The 22,419-nt window shown below is 70.8% G+C and carries 19 protein-coding genes and 3 pseudogenes; 9 read left to right on the top strand and 13 right to left on the bottom strand.

Annotated features, from left to right (window positions below; all coding sequences use genetic code 11):
• Positions 1-100 precede the first annotated feature (100 nt).
• Together ACFC79_RS12020 and ACFC79_RS12015 are read left to right on the top strand one after the other, a co-directional pair.
• Entirely contained in the window at positions 101-301 is a 201-nt protein-coding gene (locus tag ACFC79_RS12020) for a hypothetical protein (RefSeq protein ID WP_376238934.1), read from the top strand.
• On the top strand, positions 298-738 hold the full coding sequence (locus tag ACFC79_RS12015) for an ATP-binding protein (RefSeq protein ID WP_376238495.1): 441 nt from the start codon (positions 298-300) through the stop codon (positions 736-738). The genes ACFC79_RS12020 and ACFC79_RS12015 overlap by 4 nt, the downstream gene beginning before the upstream one ends.
• A 156-nt stretch (positions 739-894) precedes the next feature.
• Here ACFC79_RS12015 and ACFC79_RS12010 read toward each other — a convergent pair whose 3' ends face one another.
• The 3 genes and pseudogenes from ACFC79_RS12010 to ACFC79_RS12000 all read right to left on the bottom strand — a co-directional run bounded on the left by ACFC79_RS12010 (position 895) and on the right by ACFC79_RS12000 (position 5,569).
• Positions 895-1,365: a ricin-type beta-trefoil lectin domain protein gene (locus tag ACFC79_RS12010; RefSeq protein WP_376238492.1), complete on the bottom strand. Its 471-nt coding sequence runs from the start codon at positions 1,363-1,365 to the stop codon at positions 895-897.
• Positions 1,366-1,982: 617 nt separating this feature from the next.
• Positions 1,983-2,189 (bottom strand): annotated as a pseudogene (locus tag ACFC79_RS12005) (transposase); the annotation flags it as partial.
• 89 nt (positions 2,190-2,278) lie between these two features.
• On the bottom strand, positions 2,279-5,569 hold the full coding sequence (locus ACFC79_RS12000) for a S41 family peptidase (protein ID WP_376238490.1): 3,291 nt from the start codon (positions 5,567-5,569) through the stop codon (positions 2,279-2,281).
• Positions 5,570-5,836: 267 nt separating this feature from the next.
• Here ACFC79_RS12000 and ACFC79_RS11995 point away from each other — a divergent pair, with 267 nt between their 5' ends.
• Positions 5,837-6,466, top strand: coding sequence for a TetR/AcrR family transcriptional regulator (locus tag ACFC79_RS11995; protein WP_376238487.1), 630 nt, complete (start codon positions 5,837-5,839; stop codon positions 6,464-6,466).
• A 129-nt stretch (positions 6,467-6,595) separates the two neighbouring features.
• Positions 6,596-8,851, top strand: coding sequence for an MMPL family transporter (locus tag ACFC79_RS11990; RefSeq protein ID WP_376238484.1), 2,256 nt, complete (start codon positions 6,596-6,598; stop codon positions 8,849-8,851).
• Positions 8,852-9,038: 187 nt separating this feature from the next.
• Here the strand turns inward: ACFC79_RS11990 and ACFC79_RS11985 are convergent, their stop codons facing one another.
• Complete coding sequence (locus ACFC79_RS11985; RefSeq protein WP_376238482.1) at positions 9,039-9,407, bottom strand: SsgA family sporulation/cell division regulator; 369 nt, start codon at positions 9,405-9,407, stop codon at positions 9,039-9,041.
• A 345-nt stretch (positions 9,408-9,752) separates the two neighbouring features.
• Between ACFC79_RS11985 and ACFC79_RS11980 the strand changes: the two genes are divergently transcribed.
• The 5 genes from ACFC79_RS11980 to ACFC79_RS11960 all read left to right on the top strand — a co-directional run bounded on the left by ACFC79_RS11980 (position 9,753) and on the right by ACFC79_RS11960 (position 14,445).
• Complete coding sequence (locus tag ACFC79_RS11980) at positions 9,753-10,826, top strand: energy-coupling factor ABC transporter permease (protein ID WP_376238480.1); 1,074 nt, start codon at positions 9,753-9,755, stop codon at positions 10,824-10,826.
• Position 10,827: 1 nt separating this feature from the next.
• On the top strand, positions 10,828-11,589 hold the full coding sequence (gene cbiQ / locus ACFC79_RS11975) for a cobalt ECF transporter T component CbiQ (RefSeq protein ID WP_376238477.1): 762 nt from the start codon (positions 10,828-10,830) through the stop codon (positions 11,587-11,589).
• Positions 11,586-12,356 carry an energy-coupling factor ABC transporter ATP-binding protein gene (locus ACFC79_RS11970; protein WP_376238474.1) on the top strand — a complete coding sequence of 257 codons (771 nt, stop codon included), beginning with the start codon at positions 11,586-11,588 and terminating at the stop codon, positions 12,354-12,356. The genes cbiQ and ACFC79_RS11970 overlap by 4 nt, the downstream gene beginning before the upstream one ends.
• Before the next feature lie 86 nt (positions 12,357-12,442).
• Positions 12,443-13,606 (top strand): serine hydrolase domain-containing protein, encoded by a 1,164-nt coding sequence (locus ACFC79_RS11965; protein WP_376238932.1) that lies wholly within the window; start codon positions 12,443-12,445, stop codon positions 13,604-13,606.
• The gene (locus ACFC79_RS11960; protein WP_376238471.1) at positions 13,603-14,445 is read left to right on the top strand and encodes an SDR family NAD(P)-dependent oxidoreductase; all 843 of its coding nucleotides are present in this window, start codon (positions 13,603-13,605) and stop codon (positions 14,443-14,445) included. The genes ACFC79_RS11965 and ACFC79_RS11960 overlap by 4 nt, the downstream gene beginning before the upstream one ends.
• 71 nt (positions 14,446-14,516) lie before the next feature.
• Here the strand turns inward: ACFC79_RS11960 and ACFC79_RS11955 are convergent, their stop codons facing one another.
• The 9 genes and pseudogenes from ACFC79_RS11955 to ACFC79_RS11915 form a co-directional block, all read right to left on the bottom strand.
• Positions 14,517-15,353 (bottom strand): aminoglycoside phosphotransferase, encoded by an 837-nt coding sequence (locus tag ACFC79_RS11955; RefSeq protein WP_376238469.1) that lies wholly within the window; start codon positions 15,351-15,353, stop codon positions 14,517-14,519.
• Between the two features lie 273 nt (positions 15,354-15,626).
• Complete coding sequence (locus ACFC79_RS11950) at positions 15,627-16,214, bottom strand: RICIN domain-containing protein (RefSeq protein ID WP_376238930.1); 588 nt, start codon at positions 16,212-16,214, stop codon at positions 15,627-15,629.
• Between the two features lie 154 nt (positions 16,215-16,368).
• A pseudogene (locus ACFC79_RS11945) lies at positions 16,369-16,554 on the bottom strand (EamA family transporter); the annotation flags it as partial.
• 162 nt (positions 16,555-16,716) lie between these two features.
• Positions 16,717-17,382 (bottom strand): annotated as a pseudogene (locus ACFC79_RS11940) (EamA family transporter); the annotation flags it as partial.
• On the bottom strand, positions 17,379-17,897 hold the full coding sequence (locus ACFC79_RS11935; RefSeq protein ID WP_376238466.1) for a YbaK/EbsC family protein: 519 nt from the start codon (positions 17,895-17,897) through the stop codon (positions 17,379-17,381). The gene ACFC79_RS11935 and the pseudogene ACFC79_RS11940, both read right to left, overlap by 4 nt.
• 96 nt (positions 17,898-17,993) lie before the next feature.
• Positions 17,994-19,631 carry a penicillin-binding transpeptidase domain-containing protein gene (locus tag ACFC79_RS11930; protein ID WP_376238463.1) on the bottom strand — a complete coding sequence of 546 codons (1,638 nt, stop codon included), beginning with the start codon at positions 19,629-19,631 and terminating at the stop codon, positions 17,994-17,996.
• A 198-nt stretch (positions 19,632-19,829) separates the two neighbouring features.
• Entirely contained in the window at positions 19,830-20,507 is a 678-nt protein-coding gene (locus ACFC79_RS11925) for a DNA alkylation repair protein (protein ID WP_376238460.1), read from the bottom strand.
• 432 nt (positions 20,508-20,939) lie between these two features.
• Entirely contained in the window at positions 20,940-21,389 is a 450-nt protein-coding gene (locus ACFC79_RS11920) for a hypothetical protein (protein WP_376238458.1), read from the bottom strand.
• A gap of 8 nt (positions 21,390-21,397) precedes the next feature.
• Positions 21,398-22,051, bottom strand: a complete 654-nt coding sequence (locus tag ACFC79_RS11915; protein ID WP_376238455.1) for a hypothetical protein — start codon at positions 22,049-22,051, stop codon at positions 21,398-21,400.
• Positions 22,052-22,419 lie beyond the last annotated feature (368 nt).

The raw sequence follows: 22,419 nt of genomic DNA, 5'->3' as shown, positions 1-22,419 counted from the left end.
GTCACCGTAAGCAAGGAAAGGTGGGCGGTCCCTCGTGGACGACACTCACGACACTCACGACGCACCCGGCCGCGACACCGGCAGGGAGATGAACGCGGACATGAACGCGGACATCGACGTGGACATCAACGCGCTCCGTGCCGCGCTCTCGGCGCACGGCATCACTCTGCCCTCTCTGGGCGTGGACCCGCTGACGCTCGCCTGGTGGGAGCCCCGGACGCCGCTGGTCGCGCTCGGCAACTGCAACGTGGCGACCGCGCGTCGGCTGGCCGAGGTGCTGCGTACGGCGGCCGGGGGATGACCGGGGTCGCGCTCACGATGGATCTGGTCGCCGTACCGAAGGTCGTACCGGAGGTGCGCCGCATGCTGCGCGCCTGGTGCCGGGAGGAGGACGCGCTCCATCTGCTCATCTGCGTCTCCGAGTTACTGACCAACGCGATCGTGCATCTCGGCAAGGGCACGCCGGTCACGCTCCGGGTCATCGGTACGCCCTCCGGGCACGTCCGGGTCGAGTTGACCGATCCGGAGCCCGGCTCCTGGCCCGTACCCCGCTGCGCCGACGACGAGGAGGAGTCGGGCCGGGGGCTGGCGCTGGTCGGCGCGTTGGCGTCGCGGTGGGGCGTCGACCAGGGGGCGCGGGGCAAGACGATCTGGTGCGAACTGCCGTTGCCGAGAGGGTGGGACGACGTGCCGGCCGACGCGCCGGCCGTGGTCGGCGCCGGGGGGACGCCTGTGTAGAGCGGGACGGCCGGGACCTGCCGACAGGGTCCGGGACGTGTCGGCCGCACGCGAACTGGGCGGGGCGGCGGACACCGGTCCCGCGCGCCGGTGTCCTCCGGGACGGCGGGCCGCGAAAGGGAGCGGCCCGCCGCGCTCACGGGGTCGGCCGACCCGTCACACCTGGTCGATCACCCAGCGGGACGCCGTCCCGATGGTGGGCTGGAAGACGACCTGGGCCCCGACCTTTCCGTTCGCGTCCAAGTACTTGCCGCTCTGGTTGTGTTTGATGGACTTCGGACTGCCGGACGTGGTCGTCCACTTCTGGAACGCGCCACCGTTGCACGGGTATGTGTAGACATCCGTGCCGTTTCCGTCGAGGCAGTGCCCCGACGCCGGATTCTTGAACACGCCGCCGCTGATCTGCCACACCTGCTTCGCGCTGCGGTCGCAGTTGCCGAGGACGAGGTTTCCCTTGCCTCCCGAGATGTTCACCTGGAGGCAGGAGTTGCTGCTGTTGCCGTTGATCACCTGGTAGTTCACCGCCGCCGCCTGCGCCGACGCCGTGGCGCCGACCAGCAGCGTCGAGGTGAACGCGATCGCCGCGCCCGCACCGGCGAGTCGAACGAGGTTTCCCCTGAGTTCCATGATTGATCCCCTCGGATGATGTCCTTGGCCGGCCCGGGACAGTGGTTCCCGGGCTCGGGCACCGGTTTTCGTCGCTGCACGGATGTCGACGTCTATGTTGAGGGCGGCGCCGCTCGGGCGCGGCGGTCCCGGAGAAGTCCGGATCCGCCGGGCTCCCCCGCTGGATGGGCTACATTTCCGGACTCCGAAGTCCGGACGATTCCGGAGAACGCGACGGGGAAAGCGGCGTACATGAGGGGACCGGGCTCACCACAAAGCTGGTTCGTCGGCCGGTTGCAGCGGTTGCGCACGTCCTCGGGATCACCCACCCAGGCGCAGTTGCCGGCCCATCTCGCTTCCCGGACTCCGGCCGCACGAGCGACGAGCCTGATGCCCCCATGGCCCAGCGACCGTGCCTCTGCTGCTATGGCCAGCCGCCGCTGCCGCTCGTCGAGATGCGGGAACGGCGTCGCGAACTTCGCGGCCAGTGCTACCTCGATCCCCTCCGGTCTCCCCATACCACAACAACGATCCACAGAGCCGGAAGTGACGGCTTGTTTCCTGGCAGACCCTAACTTCACGGCCTTGGCCTTTGGGCAGGGAGGGAATCCGATCTCAGGAATGCTCTGACCCGCAGACTACGATGGACGTTTCTGCTGCTCGATGTACTGCTCGACGATGCTCGGCGGAGCCCCGCCGCAGGACCCGGCGAAGTAGGAGCCGGACCAGAACCGGCCGTGCGTGATGAAGCGATTGACGCGGTCGGTGAACTCCTGTCGCAGGTAGCGTGACGACACCCTCTTGAGTGAGTTGACCTCGCCGTTCGACATCAAGACACCGGGTGGGCGGGTGGTGTGACAGACAGTGAGGCAGATCACGTACGAGGGGCCGGGTCGACTCGGCCCGCCGACGCCGTTCCTCGGCGCGGCGGCCCTCAGCGCGGCGGCAGGGGCGGGCGGCGGCGGTCCGGGACGGTGTCGTACGAGGGCGGGGTGGCGGCCGGGTGCGCGGCCAGCAGTTCCAGGGCCACGCGGACGGCGTCGTCCAGTACGGCGTACCGGCCCTCGGCCCAGTCGAGCGGGGTGCGCAGGGCCTCCACGTCCGGTTCCACGCCGTAGTTCTCGACCGACCAGCCGTAGGTGTCGAACCAGGCGGCGTTCATCGGGACCGTGATCACCGTGCCGTCGCCCAGCCGGTGGCGGCCGGTCATCCCCACGACGCCGCCCCAGGTCCGCTGGCCCACCACGGGCCCCAGTCGCAGCAGCCGGAACGCGGCGGTGATCATGTCGCCGTCGGAGGCCGTCGCCTCGTCGGCAAGGGCGACCACCGGCCCGCGCGGGGCGTTGGAGGCGTACGAGACGGGCTGGGCGTTGCGGGTGAGGTCCCAGCCGAGGATGGTGCGGGTGAGCTTCTCGACGACGAGTTCGCTGATGTTGCCGCCCGCGTTGCCGCGCACGTCGACGATCAGGGCCGGGCGGGACATCTCCATGCGCAGGTCCCGGTTGAACTGTGCCCAGCCGGAGCCGCCCATGTCGGGGATGTGCAGGTAGCCGCATTCGCCGCCGCTCAACTCCCGTACGACCTCGCGGCGTTTGGCCACCCAGTCCTGGTAGCGCAGCGGGCGTTCGTCGATCAGGGGGACGATCGCGATCCGGCGGGAGGGGCCCTCGCCCTCGGCGGGCCGGAAGGTGAGTTCGACCGTGGTGCCGCCGGCCGCGGACAGCAGCGGGTACGGGCCCGCCACCGGGTCGACCGGGCGGCCGTCGACATGGGTGAGGACCGCGCCCTCCCGGATGCCGGTACCGGCCAGCGGGGAACGCGCCTTGGAGTCGGACGAGTCGCCGGGCAGGATGCGGCGAATGGTCCAATCGCCGTCCCGGCACAGGAAGTTGACGCCGAGCAGCCCGATCGCCCGCTGGTAGTGGGGCGGGCCCTCGTTGCGGCGGGACGGCGACACGTAGGCGTGCGAGGTGCCCAGCTCGCCCAGGACCTCCCGCAGCAGGTCGGCGAACTCGTCGGGTGAGGCGACCCGTTCGACCAGCGGGCGGTACTGGTCGAGCACCCCGTCCCAGTCGATGCCGCACATGTCCGGTTCCCAGAAGTACGCCCGGATGATGCGCCCCGCCTCCGCGTACGCCTGGCGCCACTCCGCCGCCGGGTCGACCTCGTGCAGGATGCGGCGCAGGTCGAGGTAGACCGTGGTGTCGCCGTCCGCGACCTCGGTGGCGGGCACGGCACGCAGTTCGCCCTCGTCCATGACGACCAGCCGGGTGGCGTCGCCGCTGACCGCGAACCAGTCGAGGTGGGCGACGAGTTCGGTCTTGCGGGCTTTGGAGATGTTGAAGTGTTCGAGGGTGGGGCGGCCCGACATGTCCGCCGGGTTGGCGAAGGTCTCGCCGAGCGCGCCCGAGATCGGCCAGCGCAGCCACACCAGCCCGCCGCCGCTGACCGGGTGCAGACTCGAATACTTCGACGCGGAGACCGGGAACGGTGTCACCCGGCTCTCCAGCCCCTCGAACTCGACGCCGACCGTCGACGGGCCCTCGGCCGTGGCGGGCGTGGCGATCTCGTCGACCGGGTCGAGCCCGCCCGCCGCCGGGCGGCCCTCGGGGGACAGCGCGAACGGGGACGGTGTCGCCGAGGAGAGCGGCACCAGGTACGGGCGGCAGCCCAGCGGGAACGACAGGTCGCCGGTGTGGACGTCGTACACCGGGTCGAAGCCGCGCCAGGAGAGGAAGGCGAGGTAGCGGCCGTCGCCGGTGAAGACGGGGTTCTCGTCCTCGAAGCGGCCGTTGGTGACGTCGGCGATCACCGGGGCGCCGGTGCCGAGGATGCGGGCCAGCTTGATCTGGCGCAGCGAACGGCCGATGCCGGGGTGCGACCAGGTCAGCCAGGCGCCGTCCGGCGAGAACGCCATGTCGCGGACCGGGCCGTTGACGGAGCGGATCAATTCCACGGGCACACCGGTGGAGGTCTCCTCGTCGGTGTCGAGGAGCAGCAGGCGTCCGTCGTTCGTCGCGATCGCCAGGCGTTCGCCGTCCGGGTCCGCGACGAGTTCCTGGACCCTGCCGATCAGGCCGGAGGCCAGTCGGATCGGCGGGCGGTCGCCGCTGGCGCGCGGCAGGTAGGAGATCTCGATCGCGTCGTCGCCGTCCGCGTCCGTGACGTAGGCGACCTTGCCGCCGCTGCCGAGCATCTCGGGGAGCCGGACCCGGACGCCGGGGGTGTCGGCGATGGTGCGGGCGGGGCCGTCCCGGTGGGTGAGCCAGTACAGGCTGCCCCGCACGGCGACGGCGCTGGCCCGGCCGGTCTCGTCCACGGAGAGGGAGTCGATGTTGCTGGCCGTCGGCACCTGGTACGTGCGGCGCCCGGCGCGCGGGCCGCCGAGCCGCACCGACAGCTTCCGGGGCGCGGCGTCCGGTGAGGCGAGGTCGTCGACCAGCCACAGATCGCCCGCGCACTGGTAGATCACCCGGTGTCCGTCGCTGGACGCGTGCCGGGCGTAGAAGGCGTCGTGGTCCGTGTGGCGGCGCAGGTCGGTGCCGTCCGGGCGGCAGGAGTACAGGTTGCCGACGCCCTCGTGGTCGGAGAGGAACGCGATCCGTCCGGCGACGAACATGGGTGCGTCGAGATGGCCGCCGATGTCCGGGAGCAGCCGTTTGCCGTGCAGCCACAGCCGGCCCGTCGCGCCGCCCCGGTACCGCTTCCAGGAGGCGGGTTCGTGCGGTGGTTTCCCGGTGAGGAGGAGGGTGCGGCGCTCCCCGTCGATGTCGGCGACGGCGATGTCGGAGACCGGGCCCCAGGGCAGCTTGCCGCCGGGGCCGCCGTCGGTGTGCAGGGCGTAGGCCCAGGAGACGTGCGAGAACGGCTGCCGGTGCGAGGACACGGCGAGGATCTGGGCGGCGTCGCCCGGGTCGGGGGTCCAACCGCAGACCCGGGCGTCCGTCGACCCCCAGTAGGTGAGCCGGCGGGCCGGTCCGCCCTCGACCGGCACGAGGTGGACCTCGGGGTCCAGGCTGCGCCAGGTCGTGTACGCGATGCGGGTCCCGTCGGGGGAGAAGCGCGGGTGGCCGACCCGGGTGCGGTCCACGGTCAGCCGCCAGGCCCGGCCGGGCCGCTGTCCCTCCGGGGCGAGGGGTGCGACCCAGAGGTCGTCCTCGGCCGCGAAGCAGATCAGATCGTCGTGGAGGTGCGGGAAACGGAGATACGCGACGTCGTCACTCACCCCTCCATGCTTTCCGCGCGGCAGGGCCCCGGCAACTCGTGGTGCGGGGAGGGTGCCCGGGGCGGGTCGACCGGCGTCGCGTTTGCTGTGGTGCGGAACACAAGCGAAACGTTTTCGTTTCGCTCGGCGGGCGCGCTATCGTCGATGTGTACGAAACAGTTTCGTTCGATGGACTGGCGTCCTTGCCGGTGTCCTCGCCGGTGTTCGGGCGGAACCGAACCGGTGTCGCGCGGATGACGCGCACGGACACGAAACGGAGGTCGACCCATGGCACGCACCCGGCTCACGCCCGAGCGCGAGAGCGAGCTGTACGCCGCCGTTCTCGACCTCCTCCGCGAGGTCGGTTACGACGCCCTGACCATGGACGCCGTCGCCGCCCGGACTCATTCCAGCAAGGCCACCCTCTACCGCCAGTGGGGGAGCAAGCCCGAGCTGGTCGTCAGAGCACTCCGGCACAACAAACCGGTCTCCTTCGCGGAGATCGACACCGGATCCCTGCGGGGCGACTTCCACGCGCTGGTGAGCCGCACCGACGACTGCCAGATGAAGAAGGACTCCGAGCTGCTGCGGGGTCTGAGCCATGCCGTCCACGGCAATCCCGATCTGCTCCAGGCTCTGCGGGAACTGCTGATCGAGCCGGAGATGACCGGACTCGGCACGGTGCTGCGCCGGGCGGTGGACCGGGGCGAAGTGCCGGCGGACCACCCGGCGCTGAAGTATGTCCCGCACATGGTGGTCGGCGCCATCGCCGCCCGGGAGCTGGTCGAGGATCGCTTCGTCGATCAGGAATTCCTCTTCGACTACGTCGACTCCGTGGTTCTCCCCGCTCTCGGAGTCTGTTCTCCCCGCGTCCCCGCGTCCCCGCGTACCCGAGTTCCCGACTCCCCGAGTCCCTGATTCCCCGAGTTCCCGCGCACGGCCCTCGCCCCCCAAGACCCACCTGAACCACCTGACACGCCGCTCTCGTCGTCGGGCCGGCACCTCACGCCCATTTCCAGCACACGACCGACCCGGGAGTACGCCTCCGTGGCCACTTTCCTCTACAAACTCGGACGGCTCGCCTTCCGGCGCCGCCGCTACGTCGCCCTGATCTGGGTGGCGCTGCTGGCGCTCGCCGGATTCGGCGCGGCCTCCGCGTCCACCGCCGCCTCCAGCTCCTTCTCCATACCGGGCACGGAGGCGCAGCGCGCCTTCGACCTGCTCGAACAGCGCTTCCCCGGAGTCAGTGCCAACGGCGCGACCGCCCGTGTCGTCTTCAAGGCCCCCGACGGCCAGAAGATGACCGACCCGGCGAACAAGGCCCAGGTGACCAAGGTCGTCAACGGCCTGAAGTCCGGCTCGGACCAGGTCGCCTCGGTCGCCGACCCGTACACCGTCGGCGCCGTCAGCAAGGACGGTTCCACGGCCTACGTCGCGGTGTCCTACAAGGTCAGCACCATGGATCTGACCGACGAGACCCGGGACGCCCTGGAGGACACGGGCCACGCCGCGCAGAAGAGCGGGCTGACCGTGGAGATCGGTGGTGACGCGCTCCTGACGATTCCGGAGGCCGGGGTCACCGAGATCATCGGTGTCGCGATCGCCGCGGTGGTGCTGGTCATCACCTTCGGGTCCCTGGTCGCCGCCGGGCTGCCGCTGCTCACCGCCCTGATCGGGGTCGGTATCGGTGTCTCGACGATCACCGCGCTGGCGAACACGCTCGACCTCGGCTCCACCACCTCCACCCTCGCGATGATGATCGGCCTCGCGGTGGGCATCGACTACGCGCTGTTCATCGTCTCCCGCTACCGCGCCGAACTGGCCGAGGGCCGGGAGCAGGAGGAAGCGGCCGGCCGGGCCGTCGGCACGGCGGGCTCCGCCGTGGTCTTCGCCGGGCTCACGGTGGTCATCGCCCTGGTCGGCCTCGCGGTCGTGAACATCCCGATGCTGACGAAGATGGGCTTCGCCGCGGCCGGAACGGTCGTGATCGCGGTCCTCGTCGCGCTCACGCTGGTCCCGGCGGTGATGGGCTTCGCGGGCAAGCGGGTCATGGGCCGCAGGGCGCGCAAGGCCGCCGCCATGTCCGTCCCGGCCGAGGAGAAGCCGAACATGGGGACCCGCTGGGCCCGGTTCGTGCTGCGCAAGCCGCTGTGGGTGCTGCTGGCCGGGGTCATCGGCCTCGGTGTCGTCGCCGTACCGGCCGCCTCCCTGGAGATGGGCCTGCCCGACGAGGGCTCCCAGCCCACCAGCAGCACCCAGCGGCGTGCCTACGACCTGCTCTCGGAAGGCTTCGGCCCCGGCTTCAACGGGCCGCTGGTGGTCGCCGTCGACACCGCGGACAGCTCCGACGGCAAGACTGCGGTCAAGCAGGTCACCGACGAGATCTCCGGCATCCGGGGCGTCGGCGCGGTCACCCCGGCCCAGTTCAACAAGGCCGGCGACACCGCGATGATCACCGTCATCCCGAAGGACCGCCCGAGCTCCACCGAGACGGAGGACGTGGTCCACGCGATCCGTGACGCAGGCGCGGACATCACGTCCGACACCGGTGCGAAGCTCCTGGTCACCGGCTCCACGGCGATGAACATCGACTTCTCGCAGAAGATGAACGACGCGCTGATGCCGTACCTGGCGCTCGTGGTCGGCCTGGCCTTCGTGCTGCTGATGCTGGTGTTCCGCTCGGTGCTGGTGCCGCTGAAGGCGGCCCTCGGCTTCCTGCTCTCGGTGGTCGCGGCCCTGGGCGCGGTCGTCGCGGTCTTCCAGTGGGGTTGGCTCGGCTCGCTCTTCGGCGTGGAACAGACCGGCCCGATCATGTCCATGATGCCGATCTTCATGGTGGGCGTGGTCTTCGGTCTCGCGATGGACTACGAGGTTTTTCTCGTCACCCGGATGCGCGAGGCGTACGTCCACGGCGAGACGCCGGACCAGGCGATCGTCACCGGCTTCCGGCACGGCGCCCGGGTCGTCACGGCCGCGGCCGTGATCATGATGGCGGTCTTCGCCGGCTTCATCGGATCCAGCGAGCAGATGATCAAGATGATCGGCTTCTCGCTCGCCATCGCCGTCTTCTTCGACGCGTTCGTGGTCCGCATGGCGATCGTGCCCGCGGTCCTGGCCCTGCTCGGCCGGCGTGCCTGGTGGCTGCCGCGCTGGCTGGACCGGCTGCTGCCGAACGTGGACGTCGAGGGCGAGGGCCTGCGCAAGGAACTCGGCGAGACGGGTACGGACGACGCCGATCGCGGCGCGAACGGGAACGGCGGACGCGGCGACGGCGGGGACGGGCGCGAGCTGATCCGGGCCTGAGCCGACGGGGCCCCGGCGATGTCCGGGGCCTCGGGCGGCCCGGTCCGCGGCGGACCGGGAGACGTCCGGGACGCAAGGACGGGCCCGCCCGGCCCCGGGGGCGCGTGTGCGAGCGGCACACGCGCCCCAGGCGTATCCGAGCCCTGTCTCCCCGGCGTATCCGGGCCCGGCGCGTGCGCGCGCCCGGTCAGTGGACGGCGTGGCTGCCGACACCCTCGTCGTCGGCGTCCTCGCCGACGCGGGTGCGGTAGAGGAAGCGGACCAGCGGCGCGCTGTCGAACTGCACCACCTCCACGCCCTCCTTCGAGTGACGCTCCACGACCAGCTGGGTCCGGCCGCACGGCCACACCCGGACACCGCCGCGCTCGGCGGGGGAGAGCAGACCGCGTTCCAGCAGCTCGCGGCTGAACGCCCAGTCGATGCCGCCGGGGAAGGCGACGTGGACCGTACGGGGGTCGGCGTCGGCGTCGTACAGCAGGTCGACCGGCACCGCCGGGAGGTCGGGAGTGTCGTTGACGAGCCAGGCTTCGGCCTGTTCATGGATCACGGGGGACATGGCCGACTCCTCCTGTTAACGACCTGGGGTGATCCACCCCTGTTGCTCTCCAGGTCGTCATTCCTCTTTGTCATCTTTGTCATCAAATGTCGCACATTTTCGATGGCGGGCACGTTGAGCGTTCGAGCCGTCACGGGTGCCGCCGGGTGGGGCAACGGCCGAGACCTTTCCGCAGCTGTGACCCGGTCGCTCTTGCGAACGCTTTGCAGCAAGGCCCTATCATTGAGCGGTTCACGACAGGTTGGTCCCGACGACGGATCGGTCCCATGAGGGATCTGTCCCCACGACGGATCGGTCCCCAGCACCCGTCCGCGGCTGCACAGGGTCGCAGGAAGCGGAGCCCGCATGCATGTACCCGACGGATTCATCGACGCGCCCGTCTCCGCCGCCACCGGAGTGGTCGCCGCGGGTGCGGTGGCGGTCAGCCTGCGCGGCGCGCGGAAGGAGCTGGACGAGCGCACCGCACCGCTCGCCGGTCTCGTCGCCGCGTTCATCTTCGCCGTGCAGATGCTGAACTTCCCGGTCGCGGCGGGCACCAGCGGACACCTGCTGGGCGGTGCGCTCGCCGCGATCCTCGTCGGGCCGTACACCGGGGTGCTCTGCGTCTCGGTCGTCCTGCTCATGCAGGGCATCCTCTTCGCCGACGGCGGCCTCACCGCACTCGGCGTGAACGTGCTCGACATGGGCATCACGACCACCGTCGTCGCCTACGCCGTCTTCCGCGGCCTGACCGGTGTGCTGCCCCGGACCCGCCGCTCCACCACCGTCGCGTCCTTCGTCGCCGCCCTGCTCTCCGTACCGGCGGCGGCCGGTGTCTTCACCCTGCTCTACTGGATCGGCGGCACCACCGACATCCCGATCGGCAAGGTCCTCACCGCCATGGTCGGCGTGCACGTCCTGATCGGCATCGGCGAGGCCCTGATCACCGCGCTGACCGTCGGTGCCGTCCTCGCCGTGCGCCCCGACCTCGTGCACGGCGCCCGCGGGCTCGCCGCCCCGCTCAAGCTGCGCGTCGACGGCGAACTCGTCGACGCCCCGGCCCGGCAGCCCGCCCCGGCCCCGGCCGCCGCCCGGTCCACCCGCGGCTTCTGGGCGGCCGGCCTGGTCACCGCGCTCGTCCTGGCGGGCTTCGTCTCCTTCTACGCCTCCGCCTCCCCCGACGGCCTGGAGAAGGTCGCCGCCGACCAGGGCATCGACCGAAAGACCGAGGAACACGCCTCCAAGGACTCCCCGCTCGCCGACTACGGCGTCAAGGACATCTCCGACGCCCGGCTCTCCGGCGGCCTCGCCGGGGTGATCGGCGTCGGCGGCACCGTCGTGGTGGGCAGCGGCGTCTTCTACGTGCTCCGCCGCCGTCGCACCCCGGACACCCGGTCCGGCACCGCGGCCGACGCCCCGCGCACCGGGGAGAACGTCTGACATGGGCGCCGGGCACGCCCACCGGCTCCACCGGCCCGGCAACTCGCCGGTCCACACCCTGCCACCGCACTGCAAGCTCGCCGCGGCCTTCTGCTTCGTCGTGATCGTCGTCTCGACGCCCCGCGAGGCGATGTGGGCGTTCGCGCTGTACGCCGCGCTGCTCGCCGCCGTCGCCGCCACGGCCCGCATCCCGGCCGGACTCCTGCTCAAGCGGCTGCTGATCGAGGTGCCGTTCGTCGCGTTCGCGCTGCTCATGCCGTTCGTGGTGCCCGGCGAGCAGGCCCACGTCCTCGGCCTCTCCGTCAGCGTCCCCGGCCTCTGGGGCGCCTGGAACGTCCTCGCCAAGGGCACCCTCGGCGTCGCCGCGTCCGTGCTCCTGGCCACCACCACCGAACTGCGCGCACTGCTCCTCGGCCTGCAACGGCTGAAACTGCCGCCGCTGCTCGTCCAGATCGCCTCCTTCATGATCCGGTACGGCGATGTGATCACCGACGAGATGCGCCGAATGTCGATCGCCCGCCGCTCCCGGGGCTTCGAGGCGCGCGGGGTACGTCAGTGGGGTGTTCTGGCCAAGTCGGCGGGCGCCCTCTTCATCCGGTCCTACGAGCGCGGCGAGCGCGTCCACCTCGCCATGGTCAGCCGCGGCTACACCGGCTCCATGCCGGTCATCGACGAGGTGACCGCGTCCCGCACCCAGTGGGCGTACGCCTCGGCACTCCCCGTTCCCGCCCTCCTCGTGTGTCTGCTGGGATGGACCGTATGAGCACCCCCATCGCAGCCGCGCCGTCCCTGGAGGTCAGCGGCCTCGCCTACGCCTACCCCGACGGCCATCAGGCCCTGTTCGGGGTGGACCTCACGGTCGGCCGGGGCGAACGCGTCGCCCTGCTCGGCCCGAACGGAGCCGGGAAGACCACCCTCGTCCTCCACCTCAACGGCATCCTCGACGCCGGCGCGGGCACCGTCCGCGTCGCCGGACTCCCGGTCGAGAAACGCCACCTCGCCGAGATCCGCCGCCGCGTCGGCATCGTCTTCCAGGACCCCGACGACCAGCTCTTCATGCCCACCGTCCGCGAGGACGTGGCGTTCGGCCCCGCCTCCTCGGGGCTGCGAGGCCCCGAACTGGAGGAACGCGTCACCGAGGCCCTGAAGCAGGTCGGCATGGAGGGGTACGGGGACCGGCCACCGCACCACCTCTCCTTCGGCCAGCGCCGCCGCGTCGCCGTCGCCACCGTCCTCGCGATGCGGCCGGAGATCCTGGTCCTGGACGAACCGTCCTCCAACCTGGACCCCGCCTCCCGGCGCGAACTCGCCGACATCCTGCGGTCCCTGGACGTCACCGTCCTCATGGTCACCCACGACCTGCCGTACGCCCTGGAGCTCTGCCCGCGCGCGGTCGTGCTGAGCGACGGCGTCATCGCCGCCGACGACCGCACCCAGGACCTGCTCTGCGACGAGGAACTGATGCGCACCCACCGCCTGGAACTGCCCTTCGGCTTCGATCCGCGCTCCGTGACCGTGAACAACACTTGACGACCGCGGACAAGACCTGACCCGGCCCCCGTCCCGCCCGCGGGGCGATGCACCATGGGGGGATGAGCGGGAGCGCGGGAGCAGACGTGGACGTACGGGGCACGGTGGCGGCCGGATTCGAACCGGTCCGGGACGCGTTCGTCCGTAACTTCGAGCAGCGCGGCGAACGCGGCGCTGCCGTCACGGTCTACCGGGACGGCAGCAAGGTCGTCGACCTGTGGGCCGGCACGAGAGACGTCGACGGGACCGAACCCTGGGCCGTGGACACCGTCCAGATCGTCCGCTCCGCGGGCAAGGGCATCGCCGCCGCCGTACCGCTGCTGCTGCACCAGCGCGGCCAACTCGACCTCGACGCCCCGGTCGGCACCTACTGGCCCGAGTTCAAGGCGGCAGGCAAGGAACGCGTCCTCGTCCGCCACCTCCTCGCCCACCGGGCGGGCATCCCCGCCCTCGACTGCCCGCTGACCCCCTCCGAGGCGGCCGACGGGATCTCCGGGCCGCAGGCCGTCGCCGCCCAGTGCCCCCAGTGGGAGCCCGGCACCGACCACGGCTACCACGCCCAGACCTACAGCTTCCTCGTCGGCGAACTGGTCCGCAGGGTCACCGGCCGCACCATCGGCCGCTGGATCGCCGAGGAGATCGCCCGCCCGCTCGGCCTCGACTTCTGGTTCGGCCTGCCGGACGACGAGGCCCACCGGGTGGGCCGGATCGGGCCCGTCGAACCCCCGGCCGGACCGGGCAACGGCGGCGCCCTGCGGGTACGCCCCAAGCGGTCCGTCGCCGAGGCGTACCGCGACCCGCACTCCCTCACCCGCCGCGCCTTCGGGGCGATCGACCCGCTGCCCGACGAGAACGACCCCGGCTACCGGGCGGCCGAGCTCCCCGCCTCCAACGGCATCGCCACCGCCCGCGCCCTGGCCCGCTGCTACGCCGCGATGATCGGCCCGGTCGACGGGCACCGCCTGTTCGCCCCCGCCACCCTCACCCTCGCCCGCACCGAGGAATCGGCGGGTCCGGACCGGGTCCTCGTCGTCAACACCCGTTTCGGACTCGGCCACATGCTGCACGGCCCGGCCGCCCCGTTGCTCGCTCCCGGTTCCTTCGGCCACCCCGGCCGGGGCGGTTCGCTCGGCTTCGCCGACCCCGAATCCGGCATCGCCCTCGGCTATGTGACGAACGGTCTGCAGAAGGGAGTCACCGCCGATCCCCGTGCCCAGGCACTCGTCCGGGCAGTACGGTCGGCCCCATGACTCCTCCTCCTGCTGCGTGTTCACGGTTCGACGGATACGGCGTACTCATCACCGGCGCGGGCCGGGGCATCGGCGCTGCCATCGCCCGCCGCCTGGCCGCGGAGGGCGCCCGGGTCCTGGTCACCGACCTGGACGGCGAACGGGCCGAGCGCACCGCCGCCGCGATACGCGAGGCCGGGACCACGGCCGGCACGACGGCCGGGGCGACGGCCGAGGCGCTGGTCTGCGACGTGGGCGACCGGGCGTCCGTCGAGGCCGCGGTCGCGCACGCCGTCGCCACGTTCGGCTCGCTCGACGTCCTGGTGAACAACGCGTTCGCGTGCTCCCCCGACGTCCCGCTCTTCGAGGACGAGACCGACGAGGACTGGCGGAACGACCTGGAGATCACGCTCACCGGCGCCTACCGGTGCTCCCGCGCCGCCCTCCCGCACCTGGAGGCGTCCGGGCGGGGCGCCATCGTCAACATCGGATCGGTCAACGGCGAACAGGACTTCGGCAATCACGGCTACAGCGCGGCCAAGGCCGGGCTGGGCGGCCTGACCCGTACCCTCGCGGGCCATGCCGGACCGCGCGGCGTCCGCGTCAACATGATCGCCCCCGGCACGATCCGCACGGCCAACTGGGCGGGCAAGGACGACGCACTGGCCCGGGTGAGCGGCATCTACCCGCTCGGCCGGGTCGGCGAGCCGGACGACGTCGCCGCCGCCGTCGCCTTCCTCGCCTCCTCCGACGCGGCCTGGATCACCGGTACGACCCTGCATGTCGACGGAGGGATCACCGCCACCAACTACGGCTTCCGGAAGCTCATTTCGGGGGCGTGGCAGGGCGACGGGGAATAGCGGCCACGGGCTGCCCCGACGGCGGAACGGACCGCGGCGCGGAACCGACCGCGGCTCGTCCCGCCCGGCCGTCAGCGGCCGAGCCGGTGGGCGGCCCAGCGGTCCGCCGCGCCCCGCAGCCGGTGCGTCCAGTCGTTGGGGTGCTCCTCCTCGGTGGACCGCCAGTAGCGCTGCAGGGCGAGGGCGGCGGCGTCCAGCTCGTGGGCGGAGGCGGTCGACCAGGCGGGCACCTTGGCGGCCCACTGCTCGGCCTCGTACGGTCCGTGTCCGGCGAAGCCGAGCCACACCACCCAGCACGCGGGATCGATCCAGGCGGCGCCCCGGGTGGCCCACGCCCAGTCGACGACATGGACGCCGCCCCGGCCGTCCCCGGTACCTGCGTCGGCCGCGACGCCATCGGCGATGTGCACATTGGTGTGGAACCAGTCGGTGTGCAGCAAGGCCGTACCCGCGAACAACGCCGCGTCGGCGGGGTCGTCGAGCAGGCCGCCGAAACGCTCCACGGCGTCCTCCACCTCGATGCCGGGGCACGGAATCCGCCCGAGCGTCGTCATGGCCTCGACGACCAGGGGAAGATCGGCGGAACCCGGTGCGTAGTCGGCACTGCGGCCCGGGACGTACGCGAAGCCGAGCAGGTCCCAGTCGGTGGTCGTGGCGCGCCACAGCAGCTTCGGCCCGACCGGGACGACGTAGGGGTTCACGGCCGCCTCGCGCGCCTGCGTCCACACCAACGGCTGGTCCCGGTGTACTCCCTTGACGAAGCACCGGCCCGCCGCGGTGTCCAGGACGGCGACGAACTGACTGCTGAATCCCTGCCCGACCGGTTCGACCCGTTCGATCGGGCCCGTCCGCTCGCGGACCGCCACATGGACCTCGTCGGGGAGTTCGTCCCAGCTCGTCTTCGGCATGGCGCGGAGTATAGGAGGCCGCGCGGACGGGACGGCGTGCGACGACAGGACGCGGCGCCGGGGCGCGACGGCGGGGCGTGGCGCCGGGGCGCGACGGCGGGGCGTGGCGCCGGGCGGACCGGGAAGGGCATCGGGGCGTGGGACGGGACGGATCCGGGCCGGGCGGGGCGGAGGGGCGACGTGTGTTCGGTCCCGCACGGCACGATGCCCGCCCCGGCCGCGGCATGCGGCGGTGCGGGCATCGGGCAGCGGTGCGGGTGCGATCGCGGCCGGTCAGCCGTTGGCGACGGGGCTGTCGTTGCCCGTCCTGCGCCACAGCCGATCGGAGCTCGGCTGCGCGATGTTCAGGTAGAGGGTGTCCCAGCTGCCGTCGTTGTACCGGTTCAGGCTGAGCGCCAGGTCCTTGTTCACCATCGGGCGGTACATCCACCAGCCGGTGTAGGTGTCACCGGCCTTCTCCGGGTACAGGCTCCACTTCTGGAGCCGCGAGCCGTCACAGGTCCGCACGACGACCGCGGTCCCGCGCTGGGGGGTCGCGGCGCTGGGCTGGAGGCACTTGTTCGCGGCCTCGTTCCGCAGCGTGGCGGTGTAGGTGTTGGGGGCGTCCGCCTGCCAGGCGGAAAGGTCGATCTCCCACCGCTCGGTGCTGTACTTCCACGCCGGGTCGCGCAGGGTGATGCCGGTGGCGCCCTCGGCGGTGCTGTTGTTGAGCAGCGCCAGACGGCTCCCGTCCATCTTGTTGATCAGGTCCTGGTTCGGGGTGGGCGCGGCGGAGGCCGGCGCCTGGCCGGCCGCGGCGAGACCGGCAACGGCCAGGACGGCGGCGGCGAGAACCCTGCCGGGGTGGTGGCGCTTGGGCATGGCGATGTCCTTCTCGGAGCGGGGGAGTGCTTCGGACAAGCGGGTTCGCTAACGCGAGCCCTGCGCATCCAAACAGCCCCCACTCGTGCTGAAACGTTCATGCAGGGTGGGGGCACCCCGTTTCACCCCATCGGAGGGCGCTCCCGCCGCCCGCTCAACTCGTATGCAGCATCATCCCGATGCCGATGACCATCAGCCCCGCCGCCGCGAGGCGCGGCGTGCCGAACCGCTCCTTGAAGAACACGGTCCCCATGGCCGCGCCGACGATGATCGACGACTCCCGGAGGGCCGCGATCGGGGCCAGGGCCGCCCGGGTCTGTGCCCACAGCACGAGGCCGTAACGACCTCGCCCACGATTGGCAGCGGCGTCGCGGCGTCCGGGACCTCCGCCTCCGGTGTTGTCGTCGGTCGCCGACGCTCAGCGTCGACTCCCTCCTCCGCCTTGGACTCGAAGGCCCCGGACGCCGCTCCTTCCCCACTGCCAATCGTGGGCGAGGTCGTAAGCGATCAGCGAGAGCGCCGCCCCCAGCAGCCCGCGCGCGGCGAACGGGCGCAACTGCGCGACAAGTTCGCCCCGTCGCCGATAGAGGGCGTAGGCGGGGATGGCCAGTCCCTCCAGGATCATCAGCCAGGCGATGTAGCCGAGCGGGGTTCCCGAGGCCCGCACCCCCACCCCGTCGACGGTGGTGTACCCGGCGATGGCGAGGCCGGTCGCGACGGCGGCCAGCAGCGCGGGCCAGTCCGGGCGCCTGCCGGATCCCCGGATGCCCCGGAGAGCCAGTCCCACGAGCCCGGTCGAGGCCACCACGACCCCGGCCGTGGCCCAGCCGTCGGGCCGCTCGCCCACGAAGACGGCGGCCAGGACGGTCACCACCAGCGGGGCCGTGCCCCGGGCGATCGGATACATCTGGCCGAAGTCGCCAAGGGTGAACGAACGCATCAGCAGCAGCATGTACACCACGTGCAGGGCGGCCGAGACCAGGAGGTACGGTCAGGCCCCGGCGGCCGGGAACGGGACGAAGCAGGCCGCCACCGCGCTGATCAGCAGCGCACCCCCGGATATCAGGGTGAAGGAGACGAGCTTGTCCGCCATCCCGTGCGCGAGGGCGTTCCAGCTCGCGTGGGTGACCGCGGCGACGAGTACGGCGAGGGCGACCAGCGGTGTCACGCGGGGCGCTCGCGCACGTCCACCACGGTGCCGCCGGCGTGCCCGATCAGTGTTTCGGGGTCGAGCGGGAAGACCGTGTGCGGTGTGCCCGCCGCCGCCCACACCACGTCGTGTTCGAGCAGTCCCCGGTCGGCCAGTACCCGGGTCCTCGTCCGGTGGCCGAAGGGCGGAACGCCCCCGATCGCGTACCCGGTGGTCTCCCGGACCAGTTCGGCGCCGGCCCGCCGGACCTTCCCGGCCGCCAGCTCGATGCGTACGCGCTCGACATCGACGCGCGAGGCGCCGTCCATCAGGACCAGCACCGGTACGCCGTCCGCCTCGAAGATCAGCGACTTGGCGATCTCCGCGAGGTCGCAGCCGATCGCTGCGGCCGCCTCGGCGGCCGTACGGGTGGCCTCGGGGAAGCTCCGTACCTCGACATCGAGGCCCAATTCGCTCAGGGCCGCGGCGAATCGGGGGTGGGCCTCGGACGGGGTGGCTGCGGTGGTGTTGGGTGCGGTGTCAGAGGTGTTCATGTCCCGCACGCTACCGAAGCGGGGCGCCTCCCCGGGCCGGGGGTGTTGTGGCACGGCCCAGGTGCAGTCCCGGCCCCGGCCGCCCGTTCCGCGTGCTCAGGAGCCCGCGCGGAGCACCGCCGCCACCACCGGGCCCGCCGCGTCGCCGCCGTGGCCGCCGGCCTGGACGACCGACGCGGCGGCCAGATCGTTGCTGAAGCCGGTGAACCAGCTGTTGGACGTGGCCTGGCCGTCCACCTCGGCGGAGCCCGTCTTGGCGCCCTTGTCGCCGCCGACCGAGGCCATCGCCGCCTTGCCGGTGCCCCAACTTGCCGTCTGGCGCATCATGTTGGTGAGCTGCTGGGAGACGGACGGGGGCAGCGACCGGGCGGCGGTGGCGATGGGCCTGCCGTCGAGGTCCGGGTCGACGATGACCGGCTGACGGAAGGTGCCGGTCCGTGCGGTGGCGGTGATGGACGCCACGTTGAGCGCGTTCATCTGGACCGTGCCCTGACCGATGTACTGCGCGGCAGCCTCACCGCCGGTGGCCTCCGGCACCTTGCCGTCGACGGTCACCACGCCGGTCTGCCAGTTCAGCCCGATGCCGAAGACATCGCGCGCCTCCTCGGCGAGCGCCGAGTCGTCGTCCACCTCGTCGATCTGCTTGATGAAGGCGGTGTTGCAGGACCGGGCGAAGCTGGTGGTCAGGGTCCCGTCGGCGATGGAGAAGCCGTCCAGGTTCTTGAAGGTGCGCCCCATGTACGTCACGGTGGGCGGGCATTCGATCTTCTGGTTCGCCGAGGCGAAACCCTTCTCGATCAGCATCGCCGCCGTCATGATCTTCAGCGTCGAGCCGGGGGCCTGCGTGCCCTGGAGTGCGGCGTTGAAGCCGGTGGCCGGGTTGTTGGCGACCGCGCGGATCGCGCCCGTGGACGGCCTGATCGCGACCACGGACGCCTGGCTGAACTTCCTGACCGCCGTCTCGGCCGCGGCCTGTGCGCCCGCGTCCAGCGTGGTCCGCAAGGTGCCGGGCTTGCCCTTGCTGAGGACGAGCAGGCTCTTGTCCGGGCTGCCCGCGTCCGCGCTCTCGATCACGGTCTCGATGCCCGCGCTGCCGCCCGCCTTCTGCCCGTACTTCTCGCGCAGGGCGTCCAGGACCGTGCCCAGGGACGGGTACTTCTCCTTGGTGAGTACCTTGCCGTTGTGGTCGAGGGCCTCGATCGCGGGCGTCGACGCCTCGCCCGTCCGCAGTTTCGCGCCGGGCTTCAGCTCCGGATGGATCACCGTGGGGGCCCAGTCGACAAGGGGCCTGCCGGTGGTCAGGCCGCGCACCACGGTCAGTTCGGAGGAGTACGACCAGGGCTTGGACTTCCCCCCGAACGACACCGTCGCCTTCACCGTGTACGGCACCTTCGTGCCGACCGCGGGGCCCGGAGTGATCACCGCCTCGGTGACGTGGGCCTCCTCCTGGTATCCGGCGAGGGCCGGTTCGGCCTCGGCCGCGTTGTTCGTGAGCTGCGAGGCGACGGCGGCCTCGCCCTTGGCCCAGGCGTCCAGGAACCTCTTCGACACGTCGTCGATCTCGGCCTTGGTGACCGGGCCCGTCTTCACCTCGGCGGAGGCGGACGTGCTCCCCGAGCCGCCACTGCTGCCGTCCCTCAGCGCGCCCAGGACGTTGTACGCCCCGTAGCCCACCCCGCCGGCCACGACCGCGAACACCCCGCCGACTATCGCGACCTTTGCTCCACTGCGCATACGTGCAGTCCCCTCCCCAGGAGTTCCTCTTGAACGTGTTCAAGAGGATGTCGCTCGGCACACTACGTGACCCCGCCGAAGGCCGGGACCGTCGTTATCGGAACGGGATGTGTGCGCCCTGACACACCGGGTGAGCCGGTTCCGGGCCGGGTCGGGCCGGGGTCCCGGAGGCCGGGGGTCCGGGGGAGGCGGGCGGTCCTACGCGTCCTGCTGTCGACGCACCATCTCGGTGATCCAGACGGGAGCGAACGGGGACGTGCAGCCCGGGGAGGTCGGGTAGTCCTTGAGGACCTCCAGGCGTTCCCCGATGCCGATCGCACGGGCACGGTGCTCGGCGCGCTCGATCCCGATCCGGGCGAGGCAGTGGTTCATCTCCCACTGGAGGCGGGGCGGGGCGTCCCTCATCTCCGCCTCGATGACATCGAGCAGGCCCGGGAGGTCGAGGCTCTCCGGCTTCTTCGCCACGCGTTCGGCGGTCAGCGCCCACCCGGCGCTCGCGACCACCGGATCGGGATCGGCGGACCAGGAGAGGCGCAGCTCCTCGGAGTGCGGGCTCTTCTTCACCACGTAGTTCACGAGCCAGTCGTGCACCTTGGGCGTGCGCGTCCCGCGCACCATGCCGTCCAACTCGTCGCGCGTGAACGCCTTCGGGCGGCAGATCAGGATCGCCAGCAGCCGCGCCGCGGAGTCCTCCGTCTTCCAGAGCCCGGACGCGAGTTCATGCTGCGTCTTCAGCCGCTTCGCGAGCGCGCGCAGCTTGCCGAGGTTCACACCGTGGTCGTCGCCGTGTCTCTCGTTCACCGCGCGCGTCCTCGGGTCGTCGAGCGCGGCGAGTTCGACCATCACTTCGGCCAACTCGGCGGTCACCTCGGACATGTCGGCCTCCTGCGCCTCACGTGCCTCACGTGCGGTCCTCAGCGTACGACGGAGGCCGGTCTTCCGGGCCGTGCCCGAATCAAGGCCGTGCCCCAGTCGAGGGCCCGCCCGGGAAATCATCGGGAATCCGCCGGAGAATCACTGGGAGATCGCCGGGAAACGGCCGGGAGGCCGCAGCTGACGACTGCGGCCTCCCGGCGGTTTCCCGTGCGGTCGGAATGCGGGAAAGACCGTTGGTGGGGAGAAATCCACTGCGTCGGGGACGATCGGCGCCGCAGCTTTGGCCATCTCCCGGTTCGGGTCCCACAGCGAGCGAGCCCAGAGGCCGCTCGTTTGCATTCCGGGCAGGTTCACAGCCTGACAGAGTTGCCGGTCGGCGTACTGCCTCTGCATCCTGCCCCGCCGACCTCCGTGCACCGATACGTTGACCGCTCAGCGCTTCAAGAGCGCAAGAGTGACAGGCGGGCAACCCAAGCGAGCGGTTAGGTCGGAAACCGCAACACGCAAGTAGGGGTGCACCGCGAGCTGAGCTGCTGTCTGGCCAAAGGCGACGAGACTTTCTTCTGTCACGTCCCCACCCGGATCACTCTCATCAGGGAATTCGAAAAGGGTACCCAGGTGTACTTGCAGCTTCACCGCATCCTTGCCCTGCGTACCTTGAAGCACGATTTCATGCTCGAAATGGTACGTCAGATTTCCCTTTTCTCGGCCTATGCCCATCGTCGTCTCCAGCGACTTGATTTCCTGGAGCTCGCCAGATGCCTCCACGTTCAGAACTTCTGCATGAAGCAGGAAAGTCCTGACGTCGACAAGTTGGGCACAGGCAACGACAGGTGCGGCCAGCCGATGCAGCTCGCCAGAGTTCTTGATCGTGAAAGCCACCATTGCTCCTAGCAGTTCTTGACTGTGGAAAACGGTTCGCTTCTCACGACTCGGCTCCCGCGATTCCAGGAAGCCACCCATGCCTCAGAGACGCGACTGGAGCGAACGTGGAGCTCTTCGCGGAGGGCTACAGGGGCCGTGATCTCATAGAACTCCAGCCCGACATGCTGATCGCGCGACAGGGTTCCCCAGCGCAGCAGCCAGTTGTCGACAATCGCCATCTCGTCACGCGTGAGGCCATATTCGGGATCGCCCGCTCCGGGTACATTGGAGCGCAGCCATTCGTTCACGGTGGACCATTCCCAAATCTTCTTTCCGTTGGGCGAGCCAACGGGGGTGGGGAATGGCTCGCCTTTGCGGCGCTCGCCTTGAATCAGTTGGCGGACGCTTTCCCTGCTGCGGTCCATGCGTCGAGCTATTTCGGCCGCATCCACCAGATCGCGATCAATCCGCGTCACCATGACGTCGAGATTCTTGTCGATTTCGAATGCGGCACACTTCGCAGCCATGGCGCCATTTTGATGGCCCTCCATGTATACGGTTATCAGAAGTCGCCCGAAAGACTCCGCCAGCAGGCCGTCGAAGTGGTCATAGAATTCGGACTCAAGTGCCGACGTGTCGCGCGGCAGTGGTGCTTCAAACTTCAGAACATAGGTTTTCATCGTTGTTCCCCCACTCAGGTCAGCGATGCAACCTGTTGACACCCGTCAACAGTACGATACCCACCTAGCGCCTCGTCAAGCGCTTCTCACTCTGACGGGCGCTTCACGCTGCGAGGGTCGCCATCCGGCAGAGGGCAGGTCCTGGCTTCGCGTACCAGGTCACGGGCGTGCCTCTCGGGGACCCGGGGGGTTCCGTTCACCGAGAGGCGATGACACCCGGACGAGCACGTGAGGAGACCCCAGTGGCCGCCCGAGCGCAGTTCCCATCCGCCTGACGCCATGATGTCCTCCAGCGCCTCACGCACAGCCTTTTCCTTGTGCCTGCGTGGCTGTAGCTCTTCCCCCACCCATCCCCCTGATGGTGCATC

The organism is Streptomyces sp. NPDC056061, assembly GCF_042266885.1.
GTDB lineage: Bacteria > Actinomycetota > Actinomycetes > Streptomycetales > Streptomycetaceae > Streptomyces.
Note: the sequence above shows the minus strand (reverse complement) of the source record. Positions and strands in the feature narration are given on the sequence as shown.